Source organism: Arcobacter aquimarinus, assembly GCF_013177635.1.
Classification (GTDB): domain Bacteria; phylum Campylobacterota; class Campylobacteria; order Campylobacterales; family Arcobacteraceae; genus Aliarcobacter; species Aliarcobacter aquimarinus.
Genome location: NZ_CP030944.1, coordinates 765,454 through 792,200, shown reverse-complemented (window position 1 = coordinate 792,200; position 26,747 = coordinate 765,454). Strand labels below are relative to the sequence as shown.

Annotated in this window: 26 protein-coding genes; 15 read left to right on the top strand and 11 right to left on the bottom strand. The window is 26.1% G+C overall.

Features of this window, described 5'->3' with window-relative positions; translation table 11 throughout:
- From AAQM_RS03880 to AAQM_RS03870, 3 genes are read right to left on the bottom strand one after another with little or no spacing between them, the layout of a single operon-like run.
- Positions 1–3,087, bottom strand: a complete 3,087-nt coding sequence (locus tag AAQM_RS03880) for an efflux RND transporter permease subunit (RefSeq protein WP_129096015.1) — start codon at positions 3,085–3,087, stop codon at positions 1–3.
- The gene (locus AAQM_RS03875) at positions 3,084–4,208 is read right to left on the bottom strand and encodes an efflux RND transporter periplasmic adaptor subunit (protein ID WP_129096014.1); all 1,125 of its coding nucleotides are present in this window, start codon (positions 4,206–4,208) and stop codon (positions 3,084–3,086) included. Before AAQM_RS03875 ends, AAQM_RS03880 begins: the two co-directional genes overlap by 4 nt.
- A gap of 6 nt (positions 4,209–4,214) precedes the next feature.
- Positions 4,215–5,573, bottom strand: coding sequence for a TolC family protein (locus AAQM_RS03870; RefSeq protein WP_129096013.1), 1,359 nt, complete (start codon positions 5,571–5,573; stop codon positions 4,215–4,217).
- 179 nt (positions 5,574–5,752) lie between these two features.
- On the opposite strand from AAQM_RS03870, the gene AAQM_RS03865 reads away from it, so the two are divergent.
- Both AAQM_RS03865 and AAQM_RS03860 read left to right on the top strand, forming a co-directional pair.
- On the top strand, positions 5,753–6,493 hold the full coding sequence (locus AAQM_RS03865; protein ID WP_129095966.1) for a response regulator: 741 nt from the start codon (positions 5,753–5,755) through the stop codon (positions 6,491–6,493).
- Positions 6,480–7,646, top strand: coding sequence for a sensor histidine kinase (locus tag AAQM_RS03860; protein WP_129095967.1), 1,167 nt, complete (start codon positions 6,480–6,482; stop codon positions 7,644–7,646). The genes AAQM_RS03865 and AAQM_RS03860 overlap by 14 nt, the downstream gene beginning before the upstream one ends.
- Positions 7,647–7,666: 20 nt before the next feature.
- Here the strand turns inward: AAQM_RS03860 and AAQM_RS03855 are convergent, their stop codons facing one another.
- On the bottom strand, positions 7,667–9,904 hold the full coding sequence (locus AAQM_RS03855) for a TonB-dependent receptor domain-containing protein (protein ID WP_129095968.1): 2,238 nt from the start codon (positions 9,902–9,904) through the stop codon (positions 7,667–7,669).
- Positions 9,905–9,981: 77 nt separating this feature from the next.
- Positions 9,982–10,116 (bottom strand): hemin uptake protein HemP, encoded by a 135-nt coding sequence (hemP, locus tag AAQM_RS03850; RefSeq protein WP_129095969.1) that lies wholly within the window; start codon positions 10,114–10,116, stop codon positions 9,982–9,984.
- A 155-nt stretch (positions 10,117–10,271) separates the two neighbouring features.
- Between hemP and AAQM_RS03845 the strand changes: the two genes are divergently transcribed.
- From AAQM_RS03845 to AAQM_RS03820, 6 genes are read left to right on the top strand one after another with little or no spacing between them, the layout of a single operon-like run.
- Positions 10,272–10,394 carry a FeoB-associated Cys-rich membrane protein gene (locus tag AAQM_RS03845; RefSeq protein WP_129095970.1) on the top strand — a complete coding sequence of 41 codons (123 nt, stop codon included), beginning with the start codon at positions 10,272–10,274 and terminating at the stop codon, positions 10,392–10,394.
- Positions 10,384–11,226, top strand: coding sequence for an ABC transporter ATP-binding protein (locus tag AAQM_RS03840; protein WP_129095971.1), 843 nt, complete (start codon positions 10,384–10,386; stop codon positions 11,224–11,226). The genes AAQM_RS03845 and AAQM_RS03840 overlap by 11 nt, the downstream gene beginning before the upstream one ends.
- Positions 11,226–12,665 (top strand): DUF4857 domain-containing protein, encoded by a 1,440-nt coding sequence (locus AAQM_RS03835; RefSeq protein WP_129095972.1) that lies wholly within the window; start codon positions 11,226–11,228, stop codon positions 12,663–12,665. Before AAQM_RS03840 ends, AAQM_RS03835 begins: the two co-directional genes overlap by 1 nt.
- Positions 12,656–12,880 carry a FeoA family protein gene (locus tag AAQM_RS03830; RefSeq protein ID WP_128986800.1) on the top strand — a complete coding sequence of 75 codons (225 nt, stop codon included), beginning with the start codon at positions 12,656–12,658 and terminating at the stop codon, positions 12,878–12,880. The genes AAQM_RS03835 and AAQM_RS03830 overlap by 10 nt, the downstream gene beginning before the upstream one ends.
- Positions 12,877–15,339 (top strand): ferrous iron transport protein B, encoded by a 2,463-nt coding sequence (gene feoB, locus AAQM_RS03825; RefSeq protein WP_129095973.1) that lies wholly within the window; start codon positions 12,877–12,879, stop codon positions 15,337–15,339. The genes AAQM_RS03830 and feoB overlap by 4 nt, the downstream gene beginning before the upstream one ends.
- Positions 15,340–15,385: 46 nt before the next feature.
- On the top strand, positions 15,386–15,688 hold the full coding sequence (locus tag AAQM_RS03820; RefSeq protein WP_129095974.1) for a hypothetical protein: 303 nt from the start codon (positions 15,386–15,388) through the stop codon (positions 15,686–15,688).
- Between the two features lie 37 nt (positions 15,689–15,725).
- Here AAQM_RS03820 and AAQM_RS03815 read toward each other — a convergent pair whose 3' ends face one another.
- On the bottom strand, positions 15,726–17,630 hold the full coding sequence (locus tag AAQM_RS03815) for a sensor histidine kinase (protein ID WP_129095975.1): 1,905 nt from the start codon (positions 17,628–17,630) through the stop codon (positions 15,726–15,728).
- 126 nt (positions 17,631–17,756) lie between these two features.
- On the opposite strand from AAQM_RS03815, the gene AAQM_RS03810 reads away from it, so the two are divergent.
- Positions 17,757–18,266 carry an NADPH-dependent FMN reductase gene (locus AAQM_RS03810; RefSeq protein ID WP_129095976.1) on the top strand — a complete coding sequence of 170 codons (510 nt, stop codon included), beginning with the start codon at positions 17,757–17,759 and terminating at the stop codon, positions 18,264–18,266.
- A 176-nt stretch (positions 18,267–18,442) separates the two neighbouring features.
- Positions 18,443–19,819, top strand: a complete 1,377-nt coding sequence (locus AAQM_RS03805; RefSeq protein ID WP_129095977.1) for a PhoH family protein — start codon at positions 18,443–18,445, stop codon at positions 19,817–19,819.
- A 64-nt stretch (positions 19,820–19,883) separates the two neighbouring features.
- Here AAQM_RS03805 and AAQM_RS03800 read toward each other — a convergent pair whose 3' ends face one another.
- The 4 genes from AAQM_RS03800 to hisI all read right to left on the bottom strand — a co-directional run bounded on the left by AAQM_RS03800 (position 19,884) and on the right by hisI (position 21,745).
- Positions 19,884–20,549 (bottom strand): DUF1826 domain-containing protein, encoded by a 666-nt coding sequence (locus tag AAQM_RS03800; protein WP_129095978.1) that lies wholly within the window; start codon positions 20,547–20,549, stop codon positions 19,884–19,886.
- 18 nt (positions 20,550–20,567) lie between these two features.
- Positions 20,568–20,834, bottom strand: coding sequence for a DNA repair protein Rad50 (locus tag AAQM_RS03795; RefSeq protein WP_129095979.1), 267 nt, complete (start codon positions 20,832–20,834; stop codon positions 20,568–20,570).
- A gap of 95 nt (positions 20,835–20,929) precedes the next feature.
- On the bottom strand, positions 20,930–21,289 hold the full coding sequence (gene dksA / locus AAQM_RS03790) for an RNA polymerase-binding protein DksA (protein ID WP_129095980.1): 360 nt from the start codon (positions 21,287–21,289) through the stop codon (positions 20,930–20,932).
- 129 nt (positions 21,290–21,418) lie between these two features.
- The gene (hisI, locus tag AAQM_RS03785) at positions 21,419–21,745 is read right to left on the bottom strand and encodes a phosphoribosyl-AMP cyclohydrolase (protein WP_129095981.1); all 327 of its coding nucleotides are present in this window, start codon (positions 21,743–21,745) and stop codon (positions 21,419–21,421) included.
- A gap of 130 nt (positions 21,746–21,875) precedes the next feature.
- Between hisI and pyrC the strand changes: the two genes are divergently transcribed.
- The 5 genes from pyrC (at position 21,876) to AAQM_RS03760 (ending at position 26,439) form a co-directional block, all read left to right on the top strand.
- Positions 21,876–22,892, top strand: a complete 1,017-nt coding sequence (gene pyrC, locus AAQM_RS03780; RefSeq protein ID WP_129095982.1) for a dihydroorotase — start codon at positions 21,876–21,878, stop codon at positions 22,890–22,892.
- Entirely contained in the window at positions 22,889–23,434 is a 546-nt protein-coding gene (locus AAQM_RS03775) for a 6-pyruvoyl trahydropterin synthase family protein (RefSeq protein WP_129095983.1), read from the top strand. The genes pyrC and AAQM_RS03775 overlap by 4 nt, the downstream gene beginning before the upstream one ends.
- Positions 23,435–23,599: 165 nt before the next feature.
- Positions 23,600–25,294 carry an HD domain-containing protein gene (locus tag AAQM_RS03770; protein WP_228254543.1) on the top strand — a complete coding sequence of 565 codons (1,695 nt, stop codon included), beginning with the start codon at positions 23,600–23,602 and terminating at the stop codon, positions 25,292–25,294.
- Between the two features lie 51 nt (positions 25,295–25,345).
- Positions 25,346–25,984, top strand: coding sequence for a pyridoxamine 5'-phosphate oxidase (gene pdxH, locus AAQM_RS03765; protein WP_129095984.1), 639 nt, complete (start codon positions 25,346–25,348; stop codon positions 25,982–25,984).
- A gap of 86 nt (positions 25,985–26,070) precedes the next feature.
- Positions 26,071–26,439 carry a hypothetical protein gene (locus AAQM_RS03760; protein ID WP_129095985.1) on the top strand — a complete coding sequence of 123 codons (369 nt, stop codon included), beginning with the start codon at positions 26,071–26,073 and terminating at the stop codon, positions 26,437–26,439.
- Here the strand turns inward: AAQM_RS03760 and AAQM_RS03755 are convergent.
- Positions 26,425–26,706: a peptidylprolyl isomerase gene (locus AAQM_RS03755; protein ID WP_129095986.1), complete on the bottom strand. Its 282-nt coding sequence runs from the start codon at positions 26,704–26,706 to the stop codon at positions 26,425–26,427. The two genes, AAQM_RS03760 and AAQM_RS03755, sit on opposite strands and share 15 nt — an antisense overlap.
- Between the last annotated feature and the right edge of the window lie 41 nt (positions 26,707–26,747).

Here is a 26,747-nt window from a genome sequence, read left to right as displayed (position 1 = left end):
TTATCCTTTAAAATATTTAACTACATTATGAACTATTAAATAATGAACTGGTACTAAAATCAATGTTGTAAAAGTAGCAAATAAAATCCCAAAACCTAAAGATGTAGCCATAGGAATTAAAAATTGTGCTGTTGTTGATTTGTCAAAAAGTAATGGAACAAGTCCTATAAAAGTTGTTAAACTTGTGAGCATTACAGGTCTAAATCTAGCAACTCCAGCGTTTAAAATAGCATACATAATATCCTTTTTTTCTTCATAGGTTTTATTTATATAATCCACTAAAACTAAAGAATCATTTACTAAAACTCCCATTAATGCTAGCATTCCCATCAAACTTAAAACTGTTAAATCCATTCCTAAAATCCAATGCCCCATAACAGCTCCAATTATTCCAAAAGGAATTACACTCATAACAATTAAAGGTTGAACATATGATTTAAAGGGAATTGCTAAAAGTACATAAATTGCAAAAATTGCAAAAGCTAAAGAATAAACTAAAGAACCAAAAGTTTCAGCTTGTTCTTTTTGCTCTCCTTCAAAACTATATTTTACATCTGGATATTTAAGTAATAATTCATCTAAATAACTTTCAAGATCACTTTGTAAAGCAAAGATATTTGTATTTTGTTTATCTATATCTGCTGTTACATTTATAGTTCTAAATCTATCAGTTCTTAAAATAGAAGATGGTCCTTTACTTGGAACTAATGTAGCTATATTACTTAAAGGAATTTTATCTTTGTTATTTGTAGTAATTATAAGTTCATTTAAATTTGCAATAGATTTTCTATCCTCTTTTTCATATCTAATCATTACTTTTACATCATCTCTTCCTCTTTGAATACTTTGAACTTCAATCCCATAAATTGCTGCTCTTATTTGAGAAGAGATTTCTTGTTTAGTAATTCCTAAAAGTTTTCCTTCTTTTGTAAGTTCAATTTTCAACTCCTCTTTTCCATCACTTAAAGAGTCTGAAATATCAAAAACTGTATCAAAATTTTCCAAATATTTTTTTATTTCATTAGATACAATATTTAAAGTTTGCATAGATGAACTTGTAAGCTGAATATCAATAGGATATCCACCTCTTCCCCTTTCAGCTCTATACTCCACAGTTTCAGCCCCAATTATATCTCCACTTAGTTGCCTCCACTGTTTTGCTAACTCTTCAGAAGTTACTTTTAACTCTCTTTTTTCAGGTGGTGTTATTTCAAACTCAACGCTTCCTTGATTTGAAACACCACCTCTTCCTCCAACAACTGTCATGATATTTTTAATTACACTCTCATTTGTATTTTCATCTCTATATTTTTCTCTTAATTGTTCAGCTGTTTTTGTGAGGTGAGTTATATGTTGATTTGTAATCTCAAAAGGTGTTCCACTTGGCATTGTAAGATTAACCTCTATTGATTCACTAGGAACTCTTGGGAAAAAAATAAACTTAGTCCAACCTCCAAGAGAAAAAGCCACAATCAATGTAAGCATTGACATAAATATTGTAATTGTTGTAAATTTATTATTTATTGCTAAATTTAAAATTGGTTTATAATACTTTAAAATCAATCTTTCAAAACCATCTGCAAATTTGTGCTGAAATTCCTCTAATTTTGAAGTTTTATTTTTTTCTTGTCTTAATTTTATATGTTTTAAATGAGCTGGTAAAATAAATTTTGATTCAATCAATGAAAATATAAGTACAGGAATAACCACATAAGGAATTTGCGTGAAAAGTGTACTTCTATCACCTTCAACAAAAGCTAAAGGAACAAAAGCGGCAATTGTAGTTAAAACTCCAAAAGTAACAGGTCGTGCTACTTCTATTGTTCCATTTATTGCAGCCATTTCTCCTGATGGTGATTTTTTTAAATGGGTATAAATATTTTCACCTGTTACAATAGCATCATCAACTACAATTCCTAAAACTAAAATAAATCCAAAAAGACTAAGATTATTTAAAGTTACATCAAAAACTGGCATTAAAAAGAATGCTCCAGCAAAAGATATAGGAATTCCAATAAATACCCAAAATGCAATAACAGGTCGTAAAAATAGTGTTAATAAAATAATGATTAAAATACTTCCTTGAACGGCACTACTTAATAAAATCGATAATCTGTTTTTTACAATTTGAGAATCATCATCCCAATATGAAAGTTCATAACCTTGAGGTAAACTGCTTTGTTTATCTTGAATATATTTTTTTACAGCATTTGCAACTGCAATTGCACTTTCATTTCCAACTCTATAAATATCTATAAAAACTGAATTTTTACCATTTAATCTACTTCTTATTGGTGTTTCTTCAAAACCATCATTTACATTTGCTATATCTTTTAATAAAACTATTGACCCATCACTATTTCTTTTTACTATTATAGATTCAAACTCATCTTTTGTATATGCTTGTGATTTTATTCTAACTAATACATCTCCATTTGTTGTTTTTAAATTTCCAGAAGATAAATCTAAACTAGAGTTATTTATAGCATTTGAGATGTCCTCTATTGTTAAATCATACTGAATCAAAGTATCTTGAGATATTTCAATACTAATTTCAAAATCTCTAACTCCTGTCAACTCAGCTTGTGTTACCCCATCAAGTTGAACAATACTATCTCTTATTTCTTGAGCATATTCTCTAATCTCTCTTTCATCATAATCACTTGAAAGAGTTACAACCATAACATCTCTTTTTCTAATGGTTTGTTCAATCACAGCTTTATCTGCTTCACTTGGAAAAGTATTTATAGCATCTACTCTATTTTTAATCTCTGCTAATAAAACTTTTGCATCATAACCTTTGTCTATCTCTACTTTTACAGAACTCTTTCCTTCACTTGAAGTACTTTTTATCTGTTTAATTCCCTCTAAATCTGCTATTGATTCTTCTATTCTTATTGTCAAAGAAGATTCAACATCTTCAGGTGTTGCACCTTTTAAACTCATACTTATAGTTACTTCATCTTTTTCAATAGTAGGAAAAATTTCTAAAGGAATAAGTTTAAATAAAGAAAATAATCCAAAAGCAAGAATTGTTACCATCAATAAATTAGCAGCAACACTATTTCTAGCAAACCAAGCTATCATTGTTTCTGCCCTTTATTCTCTTTATTTATTATTTCAACTTTTGTTCCTGATTTTACACTTCCTAAAGTTGTTAATATTAAATTATCATTTTCTTTTAATCCATTTGAAATAACTGCATATTCATCATTTTGCCAAGATATTTCAATAACTCTTTTTTCTAAAATTCCATCTTTTTGTACATATACATAAGAACTTTGATAAATAGTTTCATTTGGTATAATAATCACATTTTCTAGTTTTTTAGCCTCAATTTTTGCTTTTAAATATTCACCTATTTTAAGATTAGAAATATTTTCATCTATTTGTGCTATTAGATATAACTGTTTTGTGTTTTCATCAATTGTACTTTCACTTCTTACTATTTTTCCTTCATAAATTTTATTTGATAATTGAGATATGAATTCAACTTTTGCACCTAAATTTATATCAATAAGATTTAAATCTTTATTTTTTATTGGAAGTCTAACTTCTATATTATCATTTGAAAAAATAGTTCCAATTTGAGCATTATTTGAGATAACTTGTGCAATTGAAATACTTTTTTCTATTACACGACCATCATAAGGAGCTAAAATTTTTGTTCTATTTAGATTTAATTTTGCTTTTTGTAAATCAGCTTCTTTTGCTTCAACTGTTGCAATTGCTGATTGAAGTTGAGGAACTCTTAAAACCAAATCATCTGGTTTTTCATCAATATTAAATTTTTTCCAATCTTCTTTTGCTTGTTTTGCTTTAGCTTGTTCTTCCAAAAGTGTCTGTTTTGCCAAAATAAGTTGGGCATTTGCTATTTTTACATCAGCTTTATAATCTTCATCCTCAATTTGAACTAATAAATCACCTTTTTTAAAGTATCCACCATTTTTAAAATTTTCATTTATAAAAATAATTTTTCCAGATACTTGTGAAGTCAAAGTTGTTTTTGTTGAAGCCTGTGCTGTTCCATAACTATCAAGAAAAACTTGAAATTTCTCTTTATTCAGATTTTTTACTTCAACTTGGATTTTTGAAACTTTTGTAATCTCCTTTTTCATTTGAGGAGGATTTGCAAAAATTATATATATCATAATAGCTGTTGCTGTTATGATAACTAATGGTATAGAGATTTTTAGAAATTTCTTCATCTATTTTTACTCCTTAATTTGCTCAGAGATAAGTTCTATCCCTAAAGTTTTTTGTAGATTTATTCTATTTTCTATTATTAATTTTTCTATTTGAATTAATGAAACTTGAGAATTATAAAAACTCTCTTGAGAATCTAAAACTGTCGTATATTCAACTAAACCTTTTAGATATTGATTTGTAGATAAATTCAAAGAATTAAAAGCATTCTCTTTAGTATTTTTTAATATTTCATACTCTTCTTTTAAATTTTTTTCTTCTTGTAAAAAACTCTCTATTTCCACAAATGAATTATATAAAGTATCTAAATAATCAAGTTCGGCTTTTTTTAATTCAAAATAAGCTACTTCTTCATTTGCTTTTAATTTTCCAGCATTAAAAATAGGCGTAGTCATTCCTGCAAGTAATGACCAAGTTGAAGCTATTCCATCATTTTTTATGTTTTCAATTGAACTTGAAATGCTAAAACTTGGTAATCTTTGTTTGTGCGTAAAAGCTAATTCGTAATTTTTTGATAAAAGAGCATTCCAACTTGCTGTTATTGTTGGTTTTCTTTCAATAATTTGTGAGGGAATTCCTACATTTATTTTATCTTTTAAAACTGGTAAACTTTTTTTAATATCTAGTTTTCCTTTTGGATATTCACCTAAAAGTTGTTCTAATTTATATATAGCTTGTGATTTTATTGTTTTTAAACTAGCTATTTTACTTTGTTGCGTAAAAATACTATTTTTTGCAAGCATAGTATCTAAAGCTTCACTTATTCCTTGTTTATATCTTGAAAAGATTAAATCATAATATTTTTTAGAAGTTTCAAGATTTTTTTCATATAAATCTAAAAGATTATTAGCTTCTATAATTTCAAAATATGCAATAGCAACATCACTTATTAGTTTTTGTTTCCCTTCTTGAAATAAAGCTTTTGTTTGCAATAAATTCATATTTGATATTTTACTTGCATCTGATAATTTTCCCCAAATATCTAATTCATATTTTAAATCTAAAGATATTTTTGAAGAAGATGAATTATCATTTCCATTAAAATCTCCATCTTTAGAACTATTTACACTTAAATCTAATGTTGGAAAAAAAGAACTATTTGAAGAAATTAACTCTTGTTCTTTTATTTTAATATCATAAAAAAGTTTTTTTAATTCATAATTGTTGTTTAAAGCTTTATTTATAAATTCAATTAATTGATTATCATTTAAACTTAACAACCAATTTTCATCAATTTTTATTTCTGCTTTTTCATTAAAATTTTTTGGTAAATTTGAATTTTTAATATTTTCATCAAATTGCTTATAACTACAGCCACAAAAGAAAAGAAAAAATAGAAAAAACATATATTTAAATATTAAATGCACCTATACTCCTTGTTTTAAAAGTGAAATTTTAGTATCTCTTTTTTAACGCTATTTTAATGGAATTGCTAATTATATAATATAAAAATGATTGAATAATGATATTTTGATAATGAATATTAAAATTAAAAGTAATTTAATTTTTATTAGACTATTATTTCAATAAAAAAGGAAATAATCAATTGTCAAGTAATTTATATACAAAAAAAGATTTTGATATATTAATTGTTGAAGATGAGCCTATTTTAGCTATGGCTATGGAATCAAAACTAAAAAAAATGGGATTTAATGTAAGTGGAATCTCAACAACACCTGACACAGCAATACTTTATGCAAATAATCATAATCTTGATTTAGCAATAGTTGATATAAATTTAAATGCTTCTAAAACAGGTATTGATGTTGCAAATTACTTTTGGAAGAATTTCAACATTCCAATAATCTTTTTAACAGCCTATTCAAACGATAAAATATTAAATGAAGCGATGGAAGCTGAACCTTATGCTTATTTATTAAAACCTTGTAGAAATGAAGAATTAAAAGTTGCAATAAATACAACCATGCATAAACATCAATTTTTCTTTAAAAATAAAAATTTATTAACTCATACAAAAGATGAATTTATTTTTATAGAAGAAAATATGAAATTTAATAAAATTACATTAGAACTTTATATAAATAATAAACTCTTTAAACTAACAAAAACTGAAAAAAAACTCTTTGAGATTCTAGCTTTAAATGGTGGTAAAACAGTAAGTTTTAATACTATTTTCAATTTTGTTTATAGAGAAGATGTGTATGATTTATCCAAACTCCGTTCACTAATTTATAGGCTTAAAACACGTCTTGGATTTAATCCTTTTGAAAATATGTATGAAGAAGGATATAGATTAAATATGGTAAAAAATAATGAAAATTCTTGATTTAAAGAATTATTCTTTAATCACAAAAGTTTTAATTGCTTTTTTTATAATCACTTTTTTATCAATATCAATTAGAACAGCCCTTGCTCAACCTAAAATAAAAGAAAAAAATTTTAAAGATGATATAAATTTTGTCACAAAATCTCTTTTAATTACAAAAGATTTATTTTTAGAAGAAAAAAAGATAGAAGAGATGAAAAATAGCCTAATTAAAAATCTCTCTTACAAAACTACAGAGATTAAGTTTTTATACTTGGATAACTTTAAAAATGATATTTTCATTGAAGAAGTTAATATAAACAATAATGTTTTTGTCATTTGGTATTTAAAACTTAATATTTCAAAAAATAATAAAAATCTTTTTCTAAAATTAAGTATAGAAAAAGATGAAATAGAAAATAAAAATAGTATTTCTATTTTAATTCTTTTTTTACTTCCTGAAACTTTAGTAGCTATTTTTTTAAGTATCTCTCTTCTTTTTATTATTTTTAAAAGAATGTTAAACAATATTGAATTACTAAATAAACAACTTAGCAAATCATTAGAAGAGAAAGAGACTTTACTAAAAGAAGTTCATCATAGAGTAAAAAATAATCTTGCCTTAACTATTAGTTTAATTGAACTTCAAGAAGAAGAGATTAAAGATATTAAAACTAAAAAAACCCTAAATGAAATACAAGAAAGAATATTTACTATGGAATTATTACATAGAAAACTATATGAATCTGAAGATTTGAATAAAATTTCTTTTAAAGATTATATTGAAGATTTAATAAACTCTATTAAAATTTCTTACGATAAAGGGGATGAAATATTAATAAATCCTCAAATAGAAGATATTTTTTTAACTATAGAAAATGCCATGCCTTATGGACTTATCTTAAATGAACTTATAACAAATGCTTTTAAATATGCTTTTTTAGATATATTTAATCCTACTATTTATATAAAAATAACAAAAACTAATAATATTTTAACTTTAATTATCAAAGATAATGGAAAAGGTTTAAAAAAAGATTATAAAAGTCTTTTTGATAAAACATTAGGTCTAAAACTTGTTAATAATATTGTAAAATTACAGCTTCAAGGAGAGATAACTTATAGTTTTGAAAATGGAGCAAAATTTTTGATAGAAGGTAAAATAAAAGAGTGAAAATTCACTCTTTTATTTATTTAGAAAGTATAGTTAGCACTTAACCAAAAGTTTCTACCAGCACTGATATTACTGTATTGTTCATAGTAATATGGTGTTCTTCCAGAACCCTGAGCCACTGCATCATATTCCATAAAATCTTTATCAAATAAGTTATTAACTCTTCCATTAAATGTTAAATTTTTATCAACTTTGTAAGAAGCTCCTAAATTCCAAATTGAGTAGTCTTTATAATATAAATCTTTATAATTTCCAGATGTAGAATCAGCATATCTTATATTAAATCTATCAACTTCTCCTGAATATTGTAAATATGTATTAAACTTAGTTGTTGCTTGATAATCTAAAGTAGCATTATACATATGTTTTGGACTACTTCTTAAAGGTTTTCCGTTTGTTGATGGATCATTTGATTCAATCTCAGAATCCATATATGTCCAGTTTGCTTTTAATGATAAATTGTCTAAAATAAAATATTTTCCTGAAACTTCTAATCCTAAAATTTCTGCTTTTCCAACATTTTGTTTTTGACTAAGTGTTCCATAACTTGAACTTACATCTTCCCATTTTGAACCAGCTGATGATGTAACATCTGTACTTTCAATTTTATCCTTAAAATCATTTTGGAATAAAGTTACATTAAAGTTATGTTTATTTGGGTGTTCATAATAAACTGCAATCTCTTTACTTAAACTCTCTTCAGGTTTTAAATCAGGATTTCCAATAAATGGAGATGTACCTTGTCCTCCAAATCCTGTTATTCCCTCTTGTAAATCAGATGTTTTAGGAGTTTTATACCCTGTTGCAACTCCTCCTTTTACTGTCCAATTATCATTTACTGTATAAGTTGCATATACTCTAGGACTAACATGACTTCCAAAATCTTCATGTTTATCATATCTTCCTCCAAAAGTAAGAGTTAATGGGTCTATTATACTCCAACTATCTTCTGCAAAAACAGAATATTGACCATACTCTTTTTTCCCGTTAGTTTTACCTTCACTCATACCAAATACACCATCTTTCATTTGAGCATCTAAATATTCAGCACCAACAACTAAAAAGTGATTATTTAAAGGAAGTTCATATTTTGCACTATATGTTGTATTTTTTGATTCTAAAGTTCTTTTTGGTCTTGGCATTAAATCAACAAAATATGGATCATTCATTGCACCAGCTAAATTTCCCCATCCTGGTTTGTTATTTTTAATATACAATCTCTCTTCTGCACTTAAAGGTAAACTTCTTCCTAAGTTTTGTGATTCAATATGATGAATTCCAACTGTACTTTTTCCCAAATCCCAGTTAGCTTCCCAAGATAAAGAGTATTGTTCTCTTTCCATTCTTTGAATTGGAGCATATCCAACTCTTTGATTTGTATAAATAGTTTGATAACTATCAACTGTTCCTACACTTGCATTTGTATTATCATATTTTTGTTTTGCAATATCAAAATCAGCTTTTATAGTATGAGCATCGTTTGGAGTAAATGTCAATCCTGCACCAAAAGTCCAGTTTTGGTTATCCATAGTTTTACCATTTGCACCAAAACTATTATTGTTTTTACTAGCATCAGCTCCATTGAAAGTTGCTTTTGCCCATTCAGGATTTGATTCTTCATTATCATAAAAACTACCTCTTAAACTAAGACCTAATTTATTTTCAATAAGTGGTCCCATGATAGAAACATCTGTAGTATCTTTATTTCCCCATGAACTATCAGTTTGGAAAGTTCTACTATGACTGATTGCTCCTGTCCACTCTTTCGATATTTTTTTTGTAATAATATTTATAACTCCACCCATAGCATCAGCACCATAAAGTGTAGACATAGGTCCTCTTACAACCTCAACTCTTTCAATCATAGAAATAGGAGGAATATTTGCAAATTGTAAACCACCAAAATCATTTGGATAAATATCTCCATTATTATTTTGTCTTTTACCATCAATTAAAACAAGTGTATAATCAGAACCCATACCTCTCATACTAACTGTTCCTTGTCCTGATTTATCAGTACTTTCACCAATATCAACACCTTCAACATCTTTAACGGCATCTAATAAATTTGCGTATGGTTTCTTTTGTAAATCTTCTTGAGTTATAACAGATATAGACGCAGGCGCATCAACTAATTTTTGCTCATATCCAGCAGCAGTTGTAACTGTAATCTCTTCTAATTTTGTAGTATCATCAGCTAAAACTGATGCTTGTGCAACTAATAATGCTGCTACAGAACTTGCAATTCTTAATTTCATTTTATTCCTTTAAACTATGTTGTTTTAGCTGGCTATTTTTGGAGAACTTTTATTTTGGCTTGCTATTTAAATATTTTTTATTTTGTTAAAATCAATTTGTTCGCTTTTGTTATTCTTAATTGGTACTCTTGTCCATCATGAACTATTGTTATGATATTCTCATCTTGAAAAATTATTTTACTTTCAATTTTTTTATCTTTTTTATCTTTCATTATTTTCCCGTATAAGTTATTTAACTAATTATTAACAAAATGTAAATGGGATATTAACCAAGTGAAACTTAATTTTTTATAAAACTGATAATTGTTATCAATACTACTTTAAGCTTAAAATTGTTAATATTCTTTCATCAAAAAAAGGTCATAAAATGGAAAATATATTTTTAGGTATCATCACTGTTGCAGCACTCTTTTATCTTTATACAAAATTATTTAAAAATAAAGGTTGTGGATGTGGAAAAGAAGGAAGCTGTAAAGTAGATGAAAAATAACGAGTTCATAATAGAAATAAAAAATCTTTCACACTTTTTTGGCAAAAAGAAAATTTATGAAAATCTAAATTTAAATATAAAAAAAGGTTCTGTATTTGCATTTTTAGGAAAAAATGGAGTTGGTAAATCAACTTTAATAAATATATTAATGGGATATATAAAACCTAAAAATGGTGAATGTTTGATTTTCAAAGAGCCTTCTTTTAATCTTAGTATTCAAGCAAAAGAAAAAATTGCCCTTTTACACGAGGGATTTACAACTTATGATTTTATGAATATAAAACAAATAGAACAATTTTTTAAACCATTTTATCCAAAATGGAAAAGTAAAATTTTTTATGATTTAGTTGATTTAATGGGGTTAAATTACAATCAAAAAATTTCTACTTTATCTTTTGGACAAAAATCTCAGGTAGTCTTAGGTTTGATTTTTGCCCAAGATGCAGAACTTTTAATACTTGATGATTACTCTATGGGTTTAGATGCGGGATACAGAAAACTTTTTATTGATTATTTAAAAGATTATGTAAAAAATAGTGATAAAACTGTTTTGATAACTTCTCATATTATGAGTGATTTGGTTGATTTAATTGATGATATTGCAATTATTCAAAAAGGTGGCGATGTTTATCAAGATAGTATGAAAGATTTTATAGAAAATTTCAGATGTTATGAAGTTGAGTTAAATGAGATGTTTGAAAAAAAAGATATTCATAGAGTTGAAATTCATAAAGATTATAAAAAAATTTATACCTTTGAAAAACTTGAGAATTTAAAAGAGTTAAATGTGGATTTCGAAGATAGATTTTTAGGTTTTGTAGGGAAATATTAATGTTTAAATCTATATTTTTAAAAGAGTGGTTAAAAATAAAATATCCTTTATTTTTCTTACTTATTTTTTCAATTATCATCTTAAGTTACTTTGCCTTTGATTTGAATTTTCAATTTTCAACAATAGAACCTGAATCTATGATGTGGTATCGATTTATTCATTTAGAACATAAACCGCACTTTATACTATATTATTTTTATTTATTTGTGGGAATTATTGTGGCTACTTCTCAGTTTTTACCTGAGATTATTCAAAAAAGGCTAAAAGTAACCCTTCATTTGCCACTAAATATTTTTAAAAATATTTTTTTGCATCTTTTCATTGGAATTATTTTTATTTGTTTGATTATCACTCTTTTTTCAATACCTTTACTTAGAATAATTAGTGATTATTATCCCAAAGAGATAGTGCAAGTTGTATTTGAAGATAGTCTATTTTTTACTCTTATATCTTTACTTACTTATATTTTTATTTCTTTAGTAATTATGGAACAAAATAGAATAAAACAACTTTTAAAAGCTGTTTTTACTTTGTTATTCCTATTTTATTTTAGCTTTCAAGGAAGTTTTGAAAAAGAGTTTCATAAATACTATATTTTTTATTCTGATATTTTAGATGAATTTATATATCAAAAAAACTTTGGAGAACATAGATTTGAGTATGGAATAAAAGATAAAAAAACTTTCTCTCAAAAAGAGTATGAGTCTTATTTGCCTTTTGTTTATTACAGAGATTTAGAGATTCAAAAAAAACTTCCTATTCAAATAAAAGATATCTTTTATGATGGAAATGAGATAAAAAATTCAAAGTTAGGTTTTGAGTACAACTATAAAATGTTAAAGAAAAAACAAGTAGAACTATATCCTCTTTTTAATCCTCAAAGTAATATAGGAATGATCAAATTTCCTGAAGAAGTTTTTGGAATTTTTAAAGATGGCGCGAAAGTTTATGACTTTGATAATGACTACTTAAAAACCAAAAGTGAAGAGTTAAACGAAAAACTAAAAGAGCTAAATTTTTCATATCCAGCAAAAAATATCTGGGGAAAAACTACAAATATCAAGCCATTTGATTTGGGATATTTAATACAAGATAATCAAAATAGGCTTTTTAATCTAAAAAAACAGAATGACAAAATCACTTTAAAAGAGATAAATTATCCAAAAGATGAAGAGATAATTCATATAAATATCTCTGAAAATAGACAACAAAAACTAAGTGGTTATGCAATAGATAAAAACAGTAACTTTTATCTATTAACTTGGGATTTTGAGTTTATCAAACTTGATTTAAAAGAGTTTGATTATAAAAATATGAGATTAAAACTAATAGCCGACCCACTTCATTATCTAATTCGATATGACAACGGAAACTCTTATTTTGCAGCTATTTTTTCAAAAGAAAATTACAAAAAAATCAAGGAAGAAAAATGGGATTAGATGAGATAAAAAAAGGAAATATTGTAAAAATTCTAAAGCTAAATGCCCAAGGAAGATTACTTTATAAACTTTTAGATATGGGATTTGTAAATGGAGCTTCTATTGAAATCATAAGAGAAGCACCACTTTATGACCCAATGGAGTTAAAAATCCAAAACTATCATATAACACTTAGAAAAAGTGAAGCAAAATTAATAGAAGTAGAGATGATATGAAAAAAATAAAAGCAGTATTAGCAGGACAGCCAAACTGTGGTAAATCAACAATTTTTAATTTAGTTAGTGGAATTGAGCAACATATAGCAAATTATCCAGGAGTAACTGTAGACAAAAAAACTGGTTTTTTTAGATTTGATGATTATAAAATAGAAATGGTAGATTTACCAGGGACTTACTCTTTTAGTTCATATTCTCTTGAAGAAAGAGTTGCAAAAGAGTATATCTTAAATGAAAAACCTGATGTAATAATAAATGTAGTTGATGCTTCAAATTTAAAAAGAAATTTATATTTAACTTTTCAACTTTTAGAAATTGGAATTCCTGTTGTTTTAGTTTTAAATATGATGGATGTGGCTAAAAGAAGAGATATAAATATAGATAGCAAAAAAATCTCATCAATGCTTGGATGCCCCGTTATAGAAGCAAGTGGAGCAAAAGGAGTTGGAAAAGAAGATATTATGAAAGCAATCACAACTCTTTATGAAAATAAAGCTGATATTGAAGAGTTTCAAATAAATTATGAAGAATTAGAACCATATATCTCTTATATTGAAAATGAAATCAAAACTTTTAAAACTAATTTATCAAAAAGATGGTTAGCCATAAAAGCATTAGAAAATGATGAAACAATAATAAATTTCATATCAAAAGAGATTTCTGATATAAAAGAGATTTTACAAAAACAAAATGAACTTTTTCAAACAACTTATAATAAAAATATCATCACTTTTCTTGCAACTTTCAGATACGATAGTGCTGAACTTATACAAGAAAAAGCCGTAATTCATAAAAATCCAAATAAAAAAACTCTAACAGATAAAGCTGATAAAATAATCTTAAATAGATTTTTAGCTTTACCTATTTTATTTGCAATTATGTTTTTAGTTTATCAAATTTCTATTGTTTATGGATATAAACTCACAGATTATACTTGGCCAATATTAGCTAGTTTTAAAAATTTTGTTATAGATATAATGCCAAAAGCAAACTTTACAGATGTTCCTATGATAACTGATTTTACTATTTGGATGGTAAATAGTGCAAATGCCCTACTTAATTATATTCCTATCTTTTTTATTTTATTTGCTTTGATTGCTATTATGGAAGATGTGGGCTATATGCCAAGAATGGCATTTATTTTAGATAGAGTTTTTAGAAAATTTGGACTTCATGGACAATCTACACTTCCTTTGGTTTTAGGTGGAGCTATGGTTGGAGGTTGTGCAGTTCCAGGAGTTATGGCTACAAAAGGAATAGCAGATGATAGAGCTAGAATGGCTACAGTTTTAACTGTTCCTTATATGAATTGTTTGGCAAAAGTTCCTTTTTATACCCTACTTTTAGGTGCTTTTTTTAAACCTGATATGGCAATAATGATGTTTTTCATCTCAACTGTTACAGTTTTTTGTGCTTTAATTGTTGCCAAAATTTTAACAAGCACTATTCTAAAAAATAGAGAAACTGCTCCTTTTTTGATGGAACTTCCACCTTATCATTTACCAACTTTTAAAGGTGTAATAATAAGAGCTTCACAAAGGGTTTGGGTTTATATAAAAAAAGTTGTAACTATTGTACTTGCTGTTGCTATTGTGCTTTTTGCAATGCTTCAATTTCCAGGATTAAGTGATGAATCCAAAACAAAATATGATTTTTTAGCCCAAAAATCTTTAATAGAATTTGATGAAAAAACGAAAAATACAATTTATTATGAATATTTAAATGATAAAGAAAAAGTCTCTTTAGCTTTAAATTTTTATGATGACTATAGAGCTGCTAAAATGATAAATTCATCATCAAGTGTTGATGAAAAATATGAAAAAGAGAATCAAACTCTTTATAAATTTATAAGACCTTTGAGTGACAATGATGCAAAAAAAATAAATATTGCCCTTAGAAAACTATCAACTAATAGAAAAAATATTTTAAGAGAAATGAAAAATGAAAAAATTGAAAACTCTCTTCTTGGAATGATGGGAAAATCAATTGAACCTATTACAAAGTATGCTGGATTTGATTGGAAAATAAATGTGGCATTTTTAAGTTCATTTGCTGCAAGAGAAAGTGCTGTTGCAACTTTGGGAAGTTTATATGAAAACAACAAAGCAGACAATCAAAGAGCTGAAGAAGCTATGGCACAAAATAGTGGCTATACTCCACTTCATGCAACTGCGATTATTATTTTTATGCTTTTAACACCTCCTTGTATAGCTACAATGATTGTTGTAAAAATGCAAACAAATAGCTTTAAATGGATGTTATTTGCGATATTTTTCCCAGTAAGTTTGGGTGTATTTATTGCTTCTTTTATATTTACAGTTGGAAATATCTACTCATGGAGTGGATTAGAAGCTATGAGTTATTTTTATTTTACAGTTTTAGCTATAACTTTGATTTTAGCTTTTTATCCAAATAAATCTATCAATTGGAAAGGAGGAGCAAAAAATTTTAAAAATTAAACCTCTAAAAATTATAGAAAATTTAAATTTAATAAAAAGGAAAAAAATGATTAAAAAAACTATATTTTCACTTGCTTTTTTAGCAAGTAGTGCTTTTGCACACTCAGCAGTAATGAGTTGTTTTGACAATGGTGATGGAACAATCACTTGTGAAGGTGGATTTAGTGATGGAAGTAGTTCTAGTGGAGTTGCTTTTATAGTTGAACAAAATGAAAAAGCTGTTATTGAAACAAAAATGGATGATAATGGCGAAGTAACATTTAAAAAACCAAGTGAAGATTTTGTTGTTATTTTAGATGCTGGTGAAGGACATGAAGTTTATATAAAAAGTAAAGAAATTACTCAATAATATAAAAAAGGAGTTGTAATTTTCAACTCCTAAATTTTTAATTTAAGTTATCTTTTATATCCAATTTTATAGTGAAAGAAGCTCCTTTATATTGTTTGTCATTATAAGTGAATTCAACATTTTCAGCTTCAATTATTCCATTTAAATGTTTTGAAATTATCTCTTCAGTCATATAAAGTCCTATTCCTGTACCTTGAGATTGATGTTTTGTTGTAAAATAAGGTTCAAATATTTTATCAAAATATTCTTCTTTGATACCACCTGCATTATCTTTGATAATAATATCAACTTTATCATTTTTCGTTTTTTTTACATCAATAAAAATATATCTTTCACTATCTCTTTTTAGTAATTCATCCCTTGAATTATTTAAAATATTAATCAAAGCTTGTATAAGTTCATTTTCATAACTGTAAAGTTCCACATCTTCAATATTTTTTATGATATTGATTTCTTTTGCATTAAACTGTGCAGAAATTAAATCTAATGTTGTTAAAAATGTATTTCTTAAAAAGAATTTTCCTTTTTGTTTATTTGGGCTAAAGAAATTTCTAAAATCATCAATAGTTTGAGATAAATGTTGAGCAGATGTATTTATTTTTTTAGATGCTTCATAAAAAAATTCATCAGTTAAAATACCCATTTCTTTTTGCAAAACCATTCCACTTGAAGCAGTTGTAATAGTAGATAATGGTTGTCTCCATTGATGAGCTATATTTCCTATCATTTCTCCCATTGCAGCCATTTTTGATTGTTGATGTAAAAGAGTTTGATTTTTATCTAATTCTTTTTTATATTGATTAAATTTATTTTCTAAAAATATTGAAATATATTTTGAAATAATCAATAACACAATAATCAATATAATACCTATTATCAAAATATTTTTAACATAAGCTTCATATTTTTCATCTAATTTTTTCTTTACTTCTAATAACTCTGAATTTACATCATCTTCATAAAAACCTGTTCCAACTAACCATCCCCAATCATTTAGACCTTGAATATAACTAATTTTCTTTACAGATATATTTGTACCTGGTTTTTGATTTTGAATATAAGTACAGAATCCTGAACCATTTTTTGCTATATCTAACATCTCTTTAATAGCTTTAATATTGTTTTTTAAATTATCATTTTCTAAATAATCTTTTCCAATAAAATCTTTTTTAATATGACTCAAATAAATACCATCGTAATTTAATACAAAAATATATCCTGAACTACCAAATCTAATTGCACTTATATATTCTAACGCTTGTTTTTGAATTATTTTTTCAAAATCATCAAAATACTCTCCAGTTCCAATTGCCATATTTAAGGGCTCAAAATATTTATAAAAAGATATCTTACGACCAATCTCACCATTTGTATTTGGTTTATACCAATAATATTCATCAAATCTTTCTGTTTTTTCTTTTATAACATTTACAATTGATTGAAAAAGTTTATACCCCTTTGCATCTGTATAATTTATAAAATTTTTTCCTTCAATTGAAGTATCTATTGGATGTAAAAGTTTATTCCCATGAACATCATCCATAAAAAAATAGCCTCTTCCTTCATTGTATCTTATACTACCCAATGTAACTTTTATTAATTCAAAAATCTCTTTATCTGTTTTTGTACCTTTATACTCTTTATATATATTTGTTGCTATAGAGTGAGCTTCGTAAACTCTACTTTTTATATTATTTTTTAATTCTTGTTCTGTATTTTTTTGTAATTGTTTTATAAACTCATAAACGCGATTAACTTCTTCTTGTATAATTTCTTTATTTTTTAAAATATATTTTTCTTCTATCTCTTTTTTTTCTTCATTGAAAGTTTTTTTATTTTCATAATATAAAAATAAAATTATAAAAAAGGAAAAAAATACAACAAAAAGTGTGGGCATAAATTTTATTATTCTTAAAAATTGTTTCTCTTTTTCTATTTTCATCAGTTACAACTTATTTTGAGATTATATTGATTTACATTATAACTATTTTTATCTCAATTTTAAAAACTTATGTATAAAGTATTGCTTTGCTATAATACCTTTTTAAAAAAATATATAAGGATTATTATGCCAAAAATAGGAATATTAGTTGCTAGCTCTAATAATAACTTAAAATTAGGATTAAAACTAAAAGAGTTAGCACTAAGTCAAAATTGTGAAGTTGAATTTATAAATTTAGTTGATTTAAAATTACCTTTATATAGTACACTAGAAGAGGAAGAAAATGGTATTCCTGAATCTGTTTTAGATTTAGCTACTAAAATTTTAGAACTAAAAGCATTTATTATTGTTGCACCTGAATACAACGGAGTAATGCCTCCTGTATTAAACAATGCTATGTCTTGGACTTCAAGAGCTACAAAGAGCTGGAGAGATGCTTTTAATGAAAAAATAGTTGGACTTGCTACGCACAGCGGTGGTGGTGGAGCAAAAGGTCTTCAAGCTATGAGATTAATGTATCAACATTTAGGTGCAAATATTCTAGCAAGAGAGTTACTAACAACTTATGAAAAACCTCTAAATGAAGAGAGTGCTGTTGCTATGATAAACTCATTGATTAGACTATCAAAAGATTAAAATCTTTTACTTTTAAGCTAAGATTATATTTACAATCTTAGCTTGAAAAACTGCCTACTTTAAAACTAATTTTTTAAATTTAATATTAAAATATTTATATTTATTATTTCAAATACTTGTCTAAAAAATCAGCAATTTTGTAACTCTTTTGTTATTTATCTATATTAAAATTTCTTATGAAAGAAAAAGTATATGTGCTAGATACAAACATCATCTTACAAAATCTTCAAAATCTCTACAAAATATCAGACAATAAAACTAATCATATTGTTATCCCTGAAACTGTACTTCTTGAATTAGAGGATAAAAAGAAGCTTACAAATGAGTTAGGATACTATTCAAGAGAATTTGCAAGATTATTAGCAAAGATGAAAATAAAAGAAGTTGATTATAAAACAGGTTTTAAAGTTGTAAAACTTTTCAATGATGAACTAAATCTTGATATTATTTCAAAAGATAAATATGATACTGTAATTGAACAAATTCATATTTCTGAATCGAATGATAAAAGAATTATTGAAGTTGCATCAATTTCACAAGAATACTACAAAGGTTGTCAAACTATCTTTTTATCCCTTGATGTCTATGCAAGAACTTTTGCACTATTTAAAGGTATAAAAACAGAAACTTTACATGATGATAAATCAACTGTTCCGAAATTTAATTTTGTAAAAAATCTACAGCTTGATTCTTCTGTATTTAATAGTTTAGAAAATAAAGATATAAAATTAATAGATGAAAACTATGAAATGGAAAATTTTTCATATAGCTTTGAAAGTAATGATGGAAATGTGGAATATGCAATTATTACAAATCAAAAAATAGATATTTTAAAAGAGAATGATTTTAAAGCTTTGAGTGTAAAACCTGTAAATTTAAAACAAAAACTATTTACAAAAGCAATTTTATCTAATATTTATGATTTACTTGTAATTGATGCAAAAGCAGGAAGTGGAAAAACTTTAATGTCTATTGTAAGTGCTATGAGATTGATTGATTTAGGTTTATATGACAAAATTGTTTATGTTAGAAATTCAATAGAATCTCTTGATAAAGGTGCTGATGTTGGATATTTAGCTGGAAATGATGAAAAATTTAGAATTTATAATATGGCACTTAGTGATACTTTAGAATTTGTTGCAAAAAAACAATTAAAAAAGAGTGAAAATAAAGATAATCAAGAATCCATAGAATCAAAAATCAATGAATTAAAATCAAGATATTGTATAGAAACTTTATGGCCAGGAGAAGCAAGAGGAAGAACTTTAAGTAGCGCTATTGTTATTATGGATGAATGGCAAAATAGTAGTGAAAAAACAACACAATTAATACTTTCAAGACTTGATGAAAGTTGCATGGCAATAGTTATTGGTTCAAATAGACAAATTGATAATTTGTATTTAAATAAATATAACAATGGCTTAACAACTCTTTTAAAACAAACAAATGAAGCACATCCAGAACTTAAAATGTTTGCAATAGAACTTGAAAAAGCAGTTCGTGGTAAATTTGCCCAATTTACGGAAAGAATTTTTGAAAATAGAAAAGAGTAATTTATCTTTTCTATAATAAATAATAAGTATATCTTAGCTTCAGAAGACAAGCCATAAGATTTAGCTACATAAAATCTAAAGTTAATATCAAACGCTTTTCATTAGCTACTAATTCTGGTGAACGGTGGACTAATCCTGCATTTTCATTACCTTCCCAAAGTGTACCTTTGATTAGTGCAACATCGCCACAATGTAGTTGTTGGATATCACTTTCACTTTGGTAAAGACCAGATTCATTATCAGGTAAGCCATTACAACCCCATCCCAGTTTTGTTTGATCAACTAACTCGTGAGGCAACCATTGCGTAGCCATACCTTGATAAGTTGTCACAAGACGACAAGGTACTTTGTCAACATGAAATTTAGGGCACATCGCTTTATCTAAAACTTTCAATCGCATACCTACTTGATTAAGTTCAAACAAATAACAAAACATATCTACAAGCAGAGCAATATCTTCGCTAACTTCAGTCATATTGTTATCAAAAGATTCGCTAATACGTGAAAATGCATCTTGTGGTGTTAGGACCATTTCTTTTTGAAATGTAGGATTTAATGCTAAAAATTCTTTTACTGAAAATTGTTTATGTCGTTGCCAAATGGCTATATTAATCTCCTCCTTATAGATATCGCTCAAAACTGTTGGCTGTTTATCCTGTGACATATGTCGGAACGGATATCTCTCTTGACTCCATTCTCCAGAAAGATTAAGATTTTTTTTATTCGTCATCATTTTTTCCTTTAACATTTATTGATGTTCATGTTCATCAAGCATATTTCTAATTTTTTTATACATATCTTTTGCATCTTTATTTGATAGTTTCTTTTCTTTAATTAATTCTAAAATTTGATTTAATTCCTCAATAAAAGAGACAACATCTTTTTTTGCTTCAATAATCTCTTTTTCTTCATTTCCATTCTCAATCTCTTCATTTAATTCATCTAAAAAAGCTTGTGATTCTGGTAGCATCACATTAAATATTATACTTTCTAATTCTACTTTTATATTTTTCACTTATTTCCTTATCTTTAGTTGTTTTTATAGCCAAATTTAATTGATTCATCCTCAATCTTTTTTTTAACAAGTTCATGTTTATATACAAATAGAATCTAGTTTTTTTGTTCTTTTTCATAAATAGGTCTGCAATATATACAAAATCTAGCATGTGGTTTAGCTCTAAGTCTCTTTATCCCCACTGGTTCATCGCACATCTCACAAATATCATAAGTGCCATTCTCAATCTTTTTTAAAGCATGTTCTATCTCTCTTAACTCTTGAATTTGCTTTTCTCTAAGAATACTTAGATTATATGTATCACTTGAAATCTCCGCAAAATCTGCCTCATCTCCTTTTGTATCATTATGAAGCTCTTCAATAAAACCTTGACTTAAGGTTGTTTCTTGAAGTAGTTTTTCTTTTTTTTCTAAAAGTTTGTTTTTTAACTCTTCTATATGTTCTTCTTTCAACATTACATTATCCTTTAAAGTAGGTGTTCTAATTCATTTTTTTAGACCCAAATATCTTTTAGTATAAATTCAACAGTTGTTAAACACTCAGAGTGAATTTTTACTATTGGTATTTCTATTTGGAAAAAATCTTTACTCATTGCCTTCAAAATATGACCTATAAAAACAAGATTTAGCTCCTGTATGACAAGCAGTATTTCCTACTTGTTCTACAATAGCTAAAAGTGTATCTTCATCACAATCAACTATTAAATCAATTAGTTTTTGAATATGACCACTCTCCTCACCTTTTTTCCAGATTCTATTTTTACTTCTTGAAAAGTAATGAACAATTTTTGTTTCAATAGTCAAATCAAAAGCCTCTTTGTTCATATAACCTAACATTAATACCTCATTTGTTCCAAATTCTTGAGCAATAACTGGAACTAAACCATTTGATTTTTTAAAATCAATATTCATAATTTATTCTCTCTTATTTTTTATAATTTAATTATATTTTTGAAATCTTAGCAAAGCAGAATTAAATGCAACTTAGTTGCATTTAAAAACTCTTTAGTTAAAATACGCCAAATTAAAAGGAAAATCTAGTATGGAAAAATTTATTATAAACTCTGCTTTAGATATGCATCTTCATTTAAGAGATGATGACATGTTAAAACTTGTAGGACCTCTAACTTCAAAAAGTTTTGCAGGTGCACTTGTTATGCCAAACCTTCTTCCTCCAATTACTACAAAAGAGGCTTTATTATCTTATAAACAAAGAATAAAAGAGGCTTGTAAACAAGATGAAGATTTTACTCCTTATGTAACGATATTTTTTCAAGTGGATTATTCATACTCATTTTTAGAAGATATAAAAGATGAGATAATTGCAGTTAAACTTTATCCTTTTGGAGTAACAACAAATAGTGAAACTGGTGTATCTTCAATGGATGTTGAAATTTTAAGACCCACTTTAGAATCTATGAGTAAATTAGGTATTCCTTTATGTGTACATGGAGAAACAAAAGGTTTTGTGATGGATAGAGAAAAAGAGTTTTTACCTATTTATGAATCTTTAGCTATTAATTTTCCAAATCTTAAAATAATTATGGAACATATTTCAACAAAAGAAGCTATAAATTTACTTGATAAATACGATAATTTATATGCAACAGTTACTGTTCATCATCTGCTTTTGACCCTTGATGATGTAGCAGGTGGGATGTTAAATCCACATAATTTTTGTAAACCAATAGTTAAAAGATATGAAGATAGAGCTGCTTTACAAGAAATAGTATTACAAGCTCATCCTAAAATTATGTTTGGTTCTGATTCTGCTCCTCATCAAAAAAACAATAAAGAGTGTCATCATGGAGCAGCAGGAGTATTTAATTCACCTATTGCTTTACAACTTCTAGCTGAATTATTTGAAAAAAATGGAAAGCTAGATAATTTAAATACATTTGTAAGTTTAAATGCACAAAGAATTTATAATTTAAAACCTATTTCTAAGCCAATTACTCTAATCAAGAAAGATTTTATAGTTCCTGATGTTTATTCTTACAAAAACGAACAAGTAGTTCCTATGTTTGCAGATAAAACTTTAGCTTGGAGCATAAAGTGATTATAAGAAAAAAATTCAAATTTGAAGGTGCACATATAGTAAGAAATTGTTCAACAAAAAGGTGTAAAACATCAATTCATGGACACTCCTATAAAGTTGAACTATTTTTCACTTCTAATAAACTAGACAATGGATATATGATTTTAGATTTCGGATTAACAAAAAAACATATTAAAAATATTATAGATTCATTTGATCATGCTTACTCTTTATGGGCAGAAGAATCAGAAGAGTTTAAAAATTTTTTTAAAACAAATTCACTTCGTTGGATAGAGATGCCCGTATCTCCAAGTGCTGAAAGCTATAGTTTGATGTTTCTAAAATTTATTGACCATATTTTAAAAAATACAAAATTTTCTAATGGTGAAGGAGATGTTAAAGTAACATCTGTTCGAGTCCATGAAACTAAAACTGGATATGCAGAAGCTTTTTTGAGTGATATAAATTTAATTGAATTAGATATAAAAAAAGTTGTTTTTTCAGATGAAATAATAAACGAATGGAAAAATAAAGATGAATTATTAAAAATATTATCTGTGTAAGATTATATTAAATTAATTAAGAGAAAACAGTGATAAAAAAAGAAAAAGATATATTATGAAAACTATGAATGTTATGATTTGTAAAATATAAATTCTTAATTCCACAAATCACCTTTTTAAAGCACCTATAAACTATTAGTAGCTAAGATTGTCTAATATATAATTTTGATTAAAGGATTAAAAATACAAAATAGATTAATAAATGATACTATTTACAATCACATAGAATACACAAAACTTGAAGATAAAATTTTGCAAACAAAGATAGTAAATAGACTTCAATTCATCACACAAAATGCATTGGCTTATTTCTCATACCCATCAATTACAACAAAAAGATTTATTCACAGTTTAGGAACTATGCATTTATCCTCTTTTATGTTTAAAAATGCTTTATTAAATGCTGATAAAAAAACAAAAAATAATTTTTTATCATCTTTAAAAAAAGTAATAATTTCTATAATCAAAAACGAAAATCTAAAAGTTAGTATTGATGATATGGAATATTTTGATAACAAAGCACTTTATCAATTTACAATTCCAACAAAATCAAAAGTTCAAAGAGCAACTTATACTATTTTTTTACAAACTTTAAGAATTGTTGCCCTACTTCATGATGTAGGACATCTGCCATTTTCCCACCAAGTTGAATATGCACTAAAAAAAGTTTATGACAAAATAAAATTTAAAGAGCAAAATCAAGAGGCTTTATTGGAAAAAGAGGTAATTTTTAAAGAAAATTATGAAGAAATTACAAAAAATTCAAAAGAAGTTTTACATGAAGCTATTGGAGAAAATCTCTTAAAACTACTTTTTGATTATGAATTAGATGAGTTAATCTCTAAATCTTATGAAAAAGAGTATTTAAAACTAATAAAAAAATTAGCTATTTTAATTTTTGAAGAACAAGTTTTTGAAGGATTTGATTTTAAAGTTTTACATGAATTTGTAAGTAGTACAGTTGATGCTGATAGACTTGATTATATAAATAGAGATATGTTAGCAAGTGGCTATATAACCGGTCCAAATGACCATATAAGAATCACAAAACAAGCCGTTTTAGTAGAAAAAGAAAATATTTTTTATCTAAGCTTTTATGATATGAGTTTAATTGATATTGAACATATGTTAGAAATGAGATTTAATCTTTATAAGAAAGTTATTTTTAATCATGGTATAGCAAAAACAGATACTTTACTTGAAAGTGTAGTTCAATATTTATCAGATAAATATTTTGAAAATGAAAAAGATGAAGAAAAACTATCAAATTCTATTTCTATGCTTTGGAACTTCAAAAATGAAAATAGGCAAAAAGAGCTTGACACAATCTCTATGTTAGATGAAAACTGGTTAATTTCATTATTTAAAAACAAATATTTCGATATAAAAGATAAAAATATTTTATCAAAAGAAGATATGAAATATATGTATTGTTTTGAAGAAGTTTTATTTGGTAAAAGAAGATTTAGAAGTCCTTGGAAAAATCTAAATGAGTTTTACAAAGTTCTTGATTTTACAACAGTTGAAAGATATAAATTTAGGGAAAGTTTTGGTTATATAACACAAAATAGATTGCATTTACTTCAAAATGCTTTAGATGATTTTATAAAAAAATATGAAAATGAAGAGCTATTTTTCGCCTATCAAATAGTTTCTTTTAAGCTTGGAATAGCAAAAGATTTTTATTTGTATGATGGGGAAGAACTTATCAATATTGATGAAATTTCAACTTTAAGAAAAAGATTAAAACACTCTATGAGAAATACTGTTCCTTTTTATTTATACTCAACTAAAAAAGTTTTATCAAATGAAATGAAAATAGAATTAAAATCTATACTATTTGACATTTTTGGGGAATGAAATAAAACACTATTTTGCTAAAATATAAAAAATCAATTCAAAGGATAAGTTTTGGATTTAAGTCATTTAAGAGCAAAATATACAACAAAAGGTTTAGATATAAAGGATTTAAACCAAAATCCTTTTTTACAGTTTGAACTTTGGTTCAAGCAAGCGATGGAAGCAAAATTAACTGAACCAAATGCTTTTTCACTTGCTACTGTTGGAACTGATATGATGCCTAGTATTAGAACTGTATTACTTAAAATCTTTGATGAAAAAGGTTTTGTTTTTTTTACAAATTATAAAAGTACAAAAGCAAAACAAGTTGAAGAGAATCCCAAAGCAGCAGCACTTTTTGCTTGGCTAGATTTAGAAAGACAAGTAAAAATAGAAGGAAATATAGAAAAAATATCAAAAACTGAATCTTTAAAATATTTTCTCTCACGACCTAAAGGTAGTCAAATCGGAGCTTGGGTTTCACACCAAAGTCAAGTTATAAGTTCAAGAAGTTTGCTTGAACAAAAGTTTGATGAAATAAGAAGAAAATTTGTAAAAGGAGAAGTTCCTTTTCCTGATTTCTGGGGTGGATATATCATTAAACCTACAAAAATAGAGTTTTGGCAAGGTGGACAAGATAGACTTCATGATAGATTTTTATACGAATTACAAGAAAATGGAAATTGGACTATATCAAGACTTGCACCATAAAATTTAAATTACAATTTGCCATATTTTTAAAGCATAATTTTTATTTTTAGTAAAATTACTAATATGTTTATTTTGGAGTTTAAAATATGATATTAGGAAAATGTCCATATTGTAAAGGCAGTGTTCATGCAATTAAAAGTAGTGCTAATGGAAAAAAAGTAAATCTTTATTCTTGTGAAAATGCAAAAAAAGAGTATGATGACAGTGAACAGTTTGTATTTACAGCTGATTCAACTTGCACATTTAGGGTTTATTCAAATGTATTTTTAAGATGGAATAAAAGAAGTTTTTCAAAATATGAAATGAAAAAACTACTTGAAGATGAACAAATAATTGTAAGACTTCATGGAAGAGCTGGAACAAAAGAGTATTTTAAGTATGTTATAACAGATAAAGAGTACGGAGTTTCTATTTTATGGGATGAAGAAGTAGAAGAGAAATTAATCTCTTCTTGAAGTTGTTTCTAATAAGTGATAACCAAAATCCGTTTTAACAGGTCCATGAACTACATTTATAGCTTCATTGAATACAACTGCATCAAATTCAGGAACCATTTGACCTTGAAAAAAGTTTCCTAAATCTCCACCATTATATCCAGATGGGCAAGAAGAATACTCTTTTGCTAAATCTTCAAACTTTTCACCGTTTGCTATTCTAGTTTTTAATTCTAAACATAACTCTTCACTATCAACTAATAGATGTCTTGCTGTTGCACTTTTCATAATATTCCTTTTTTTATTTTAAGTATTTATTTTATCTATGT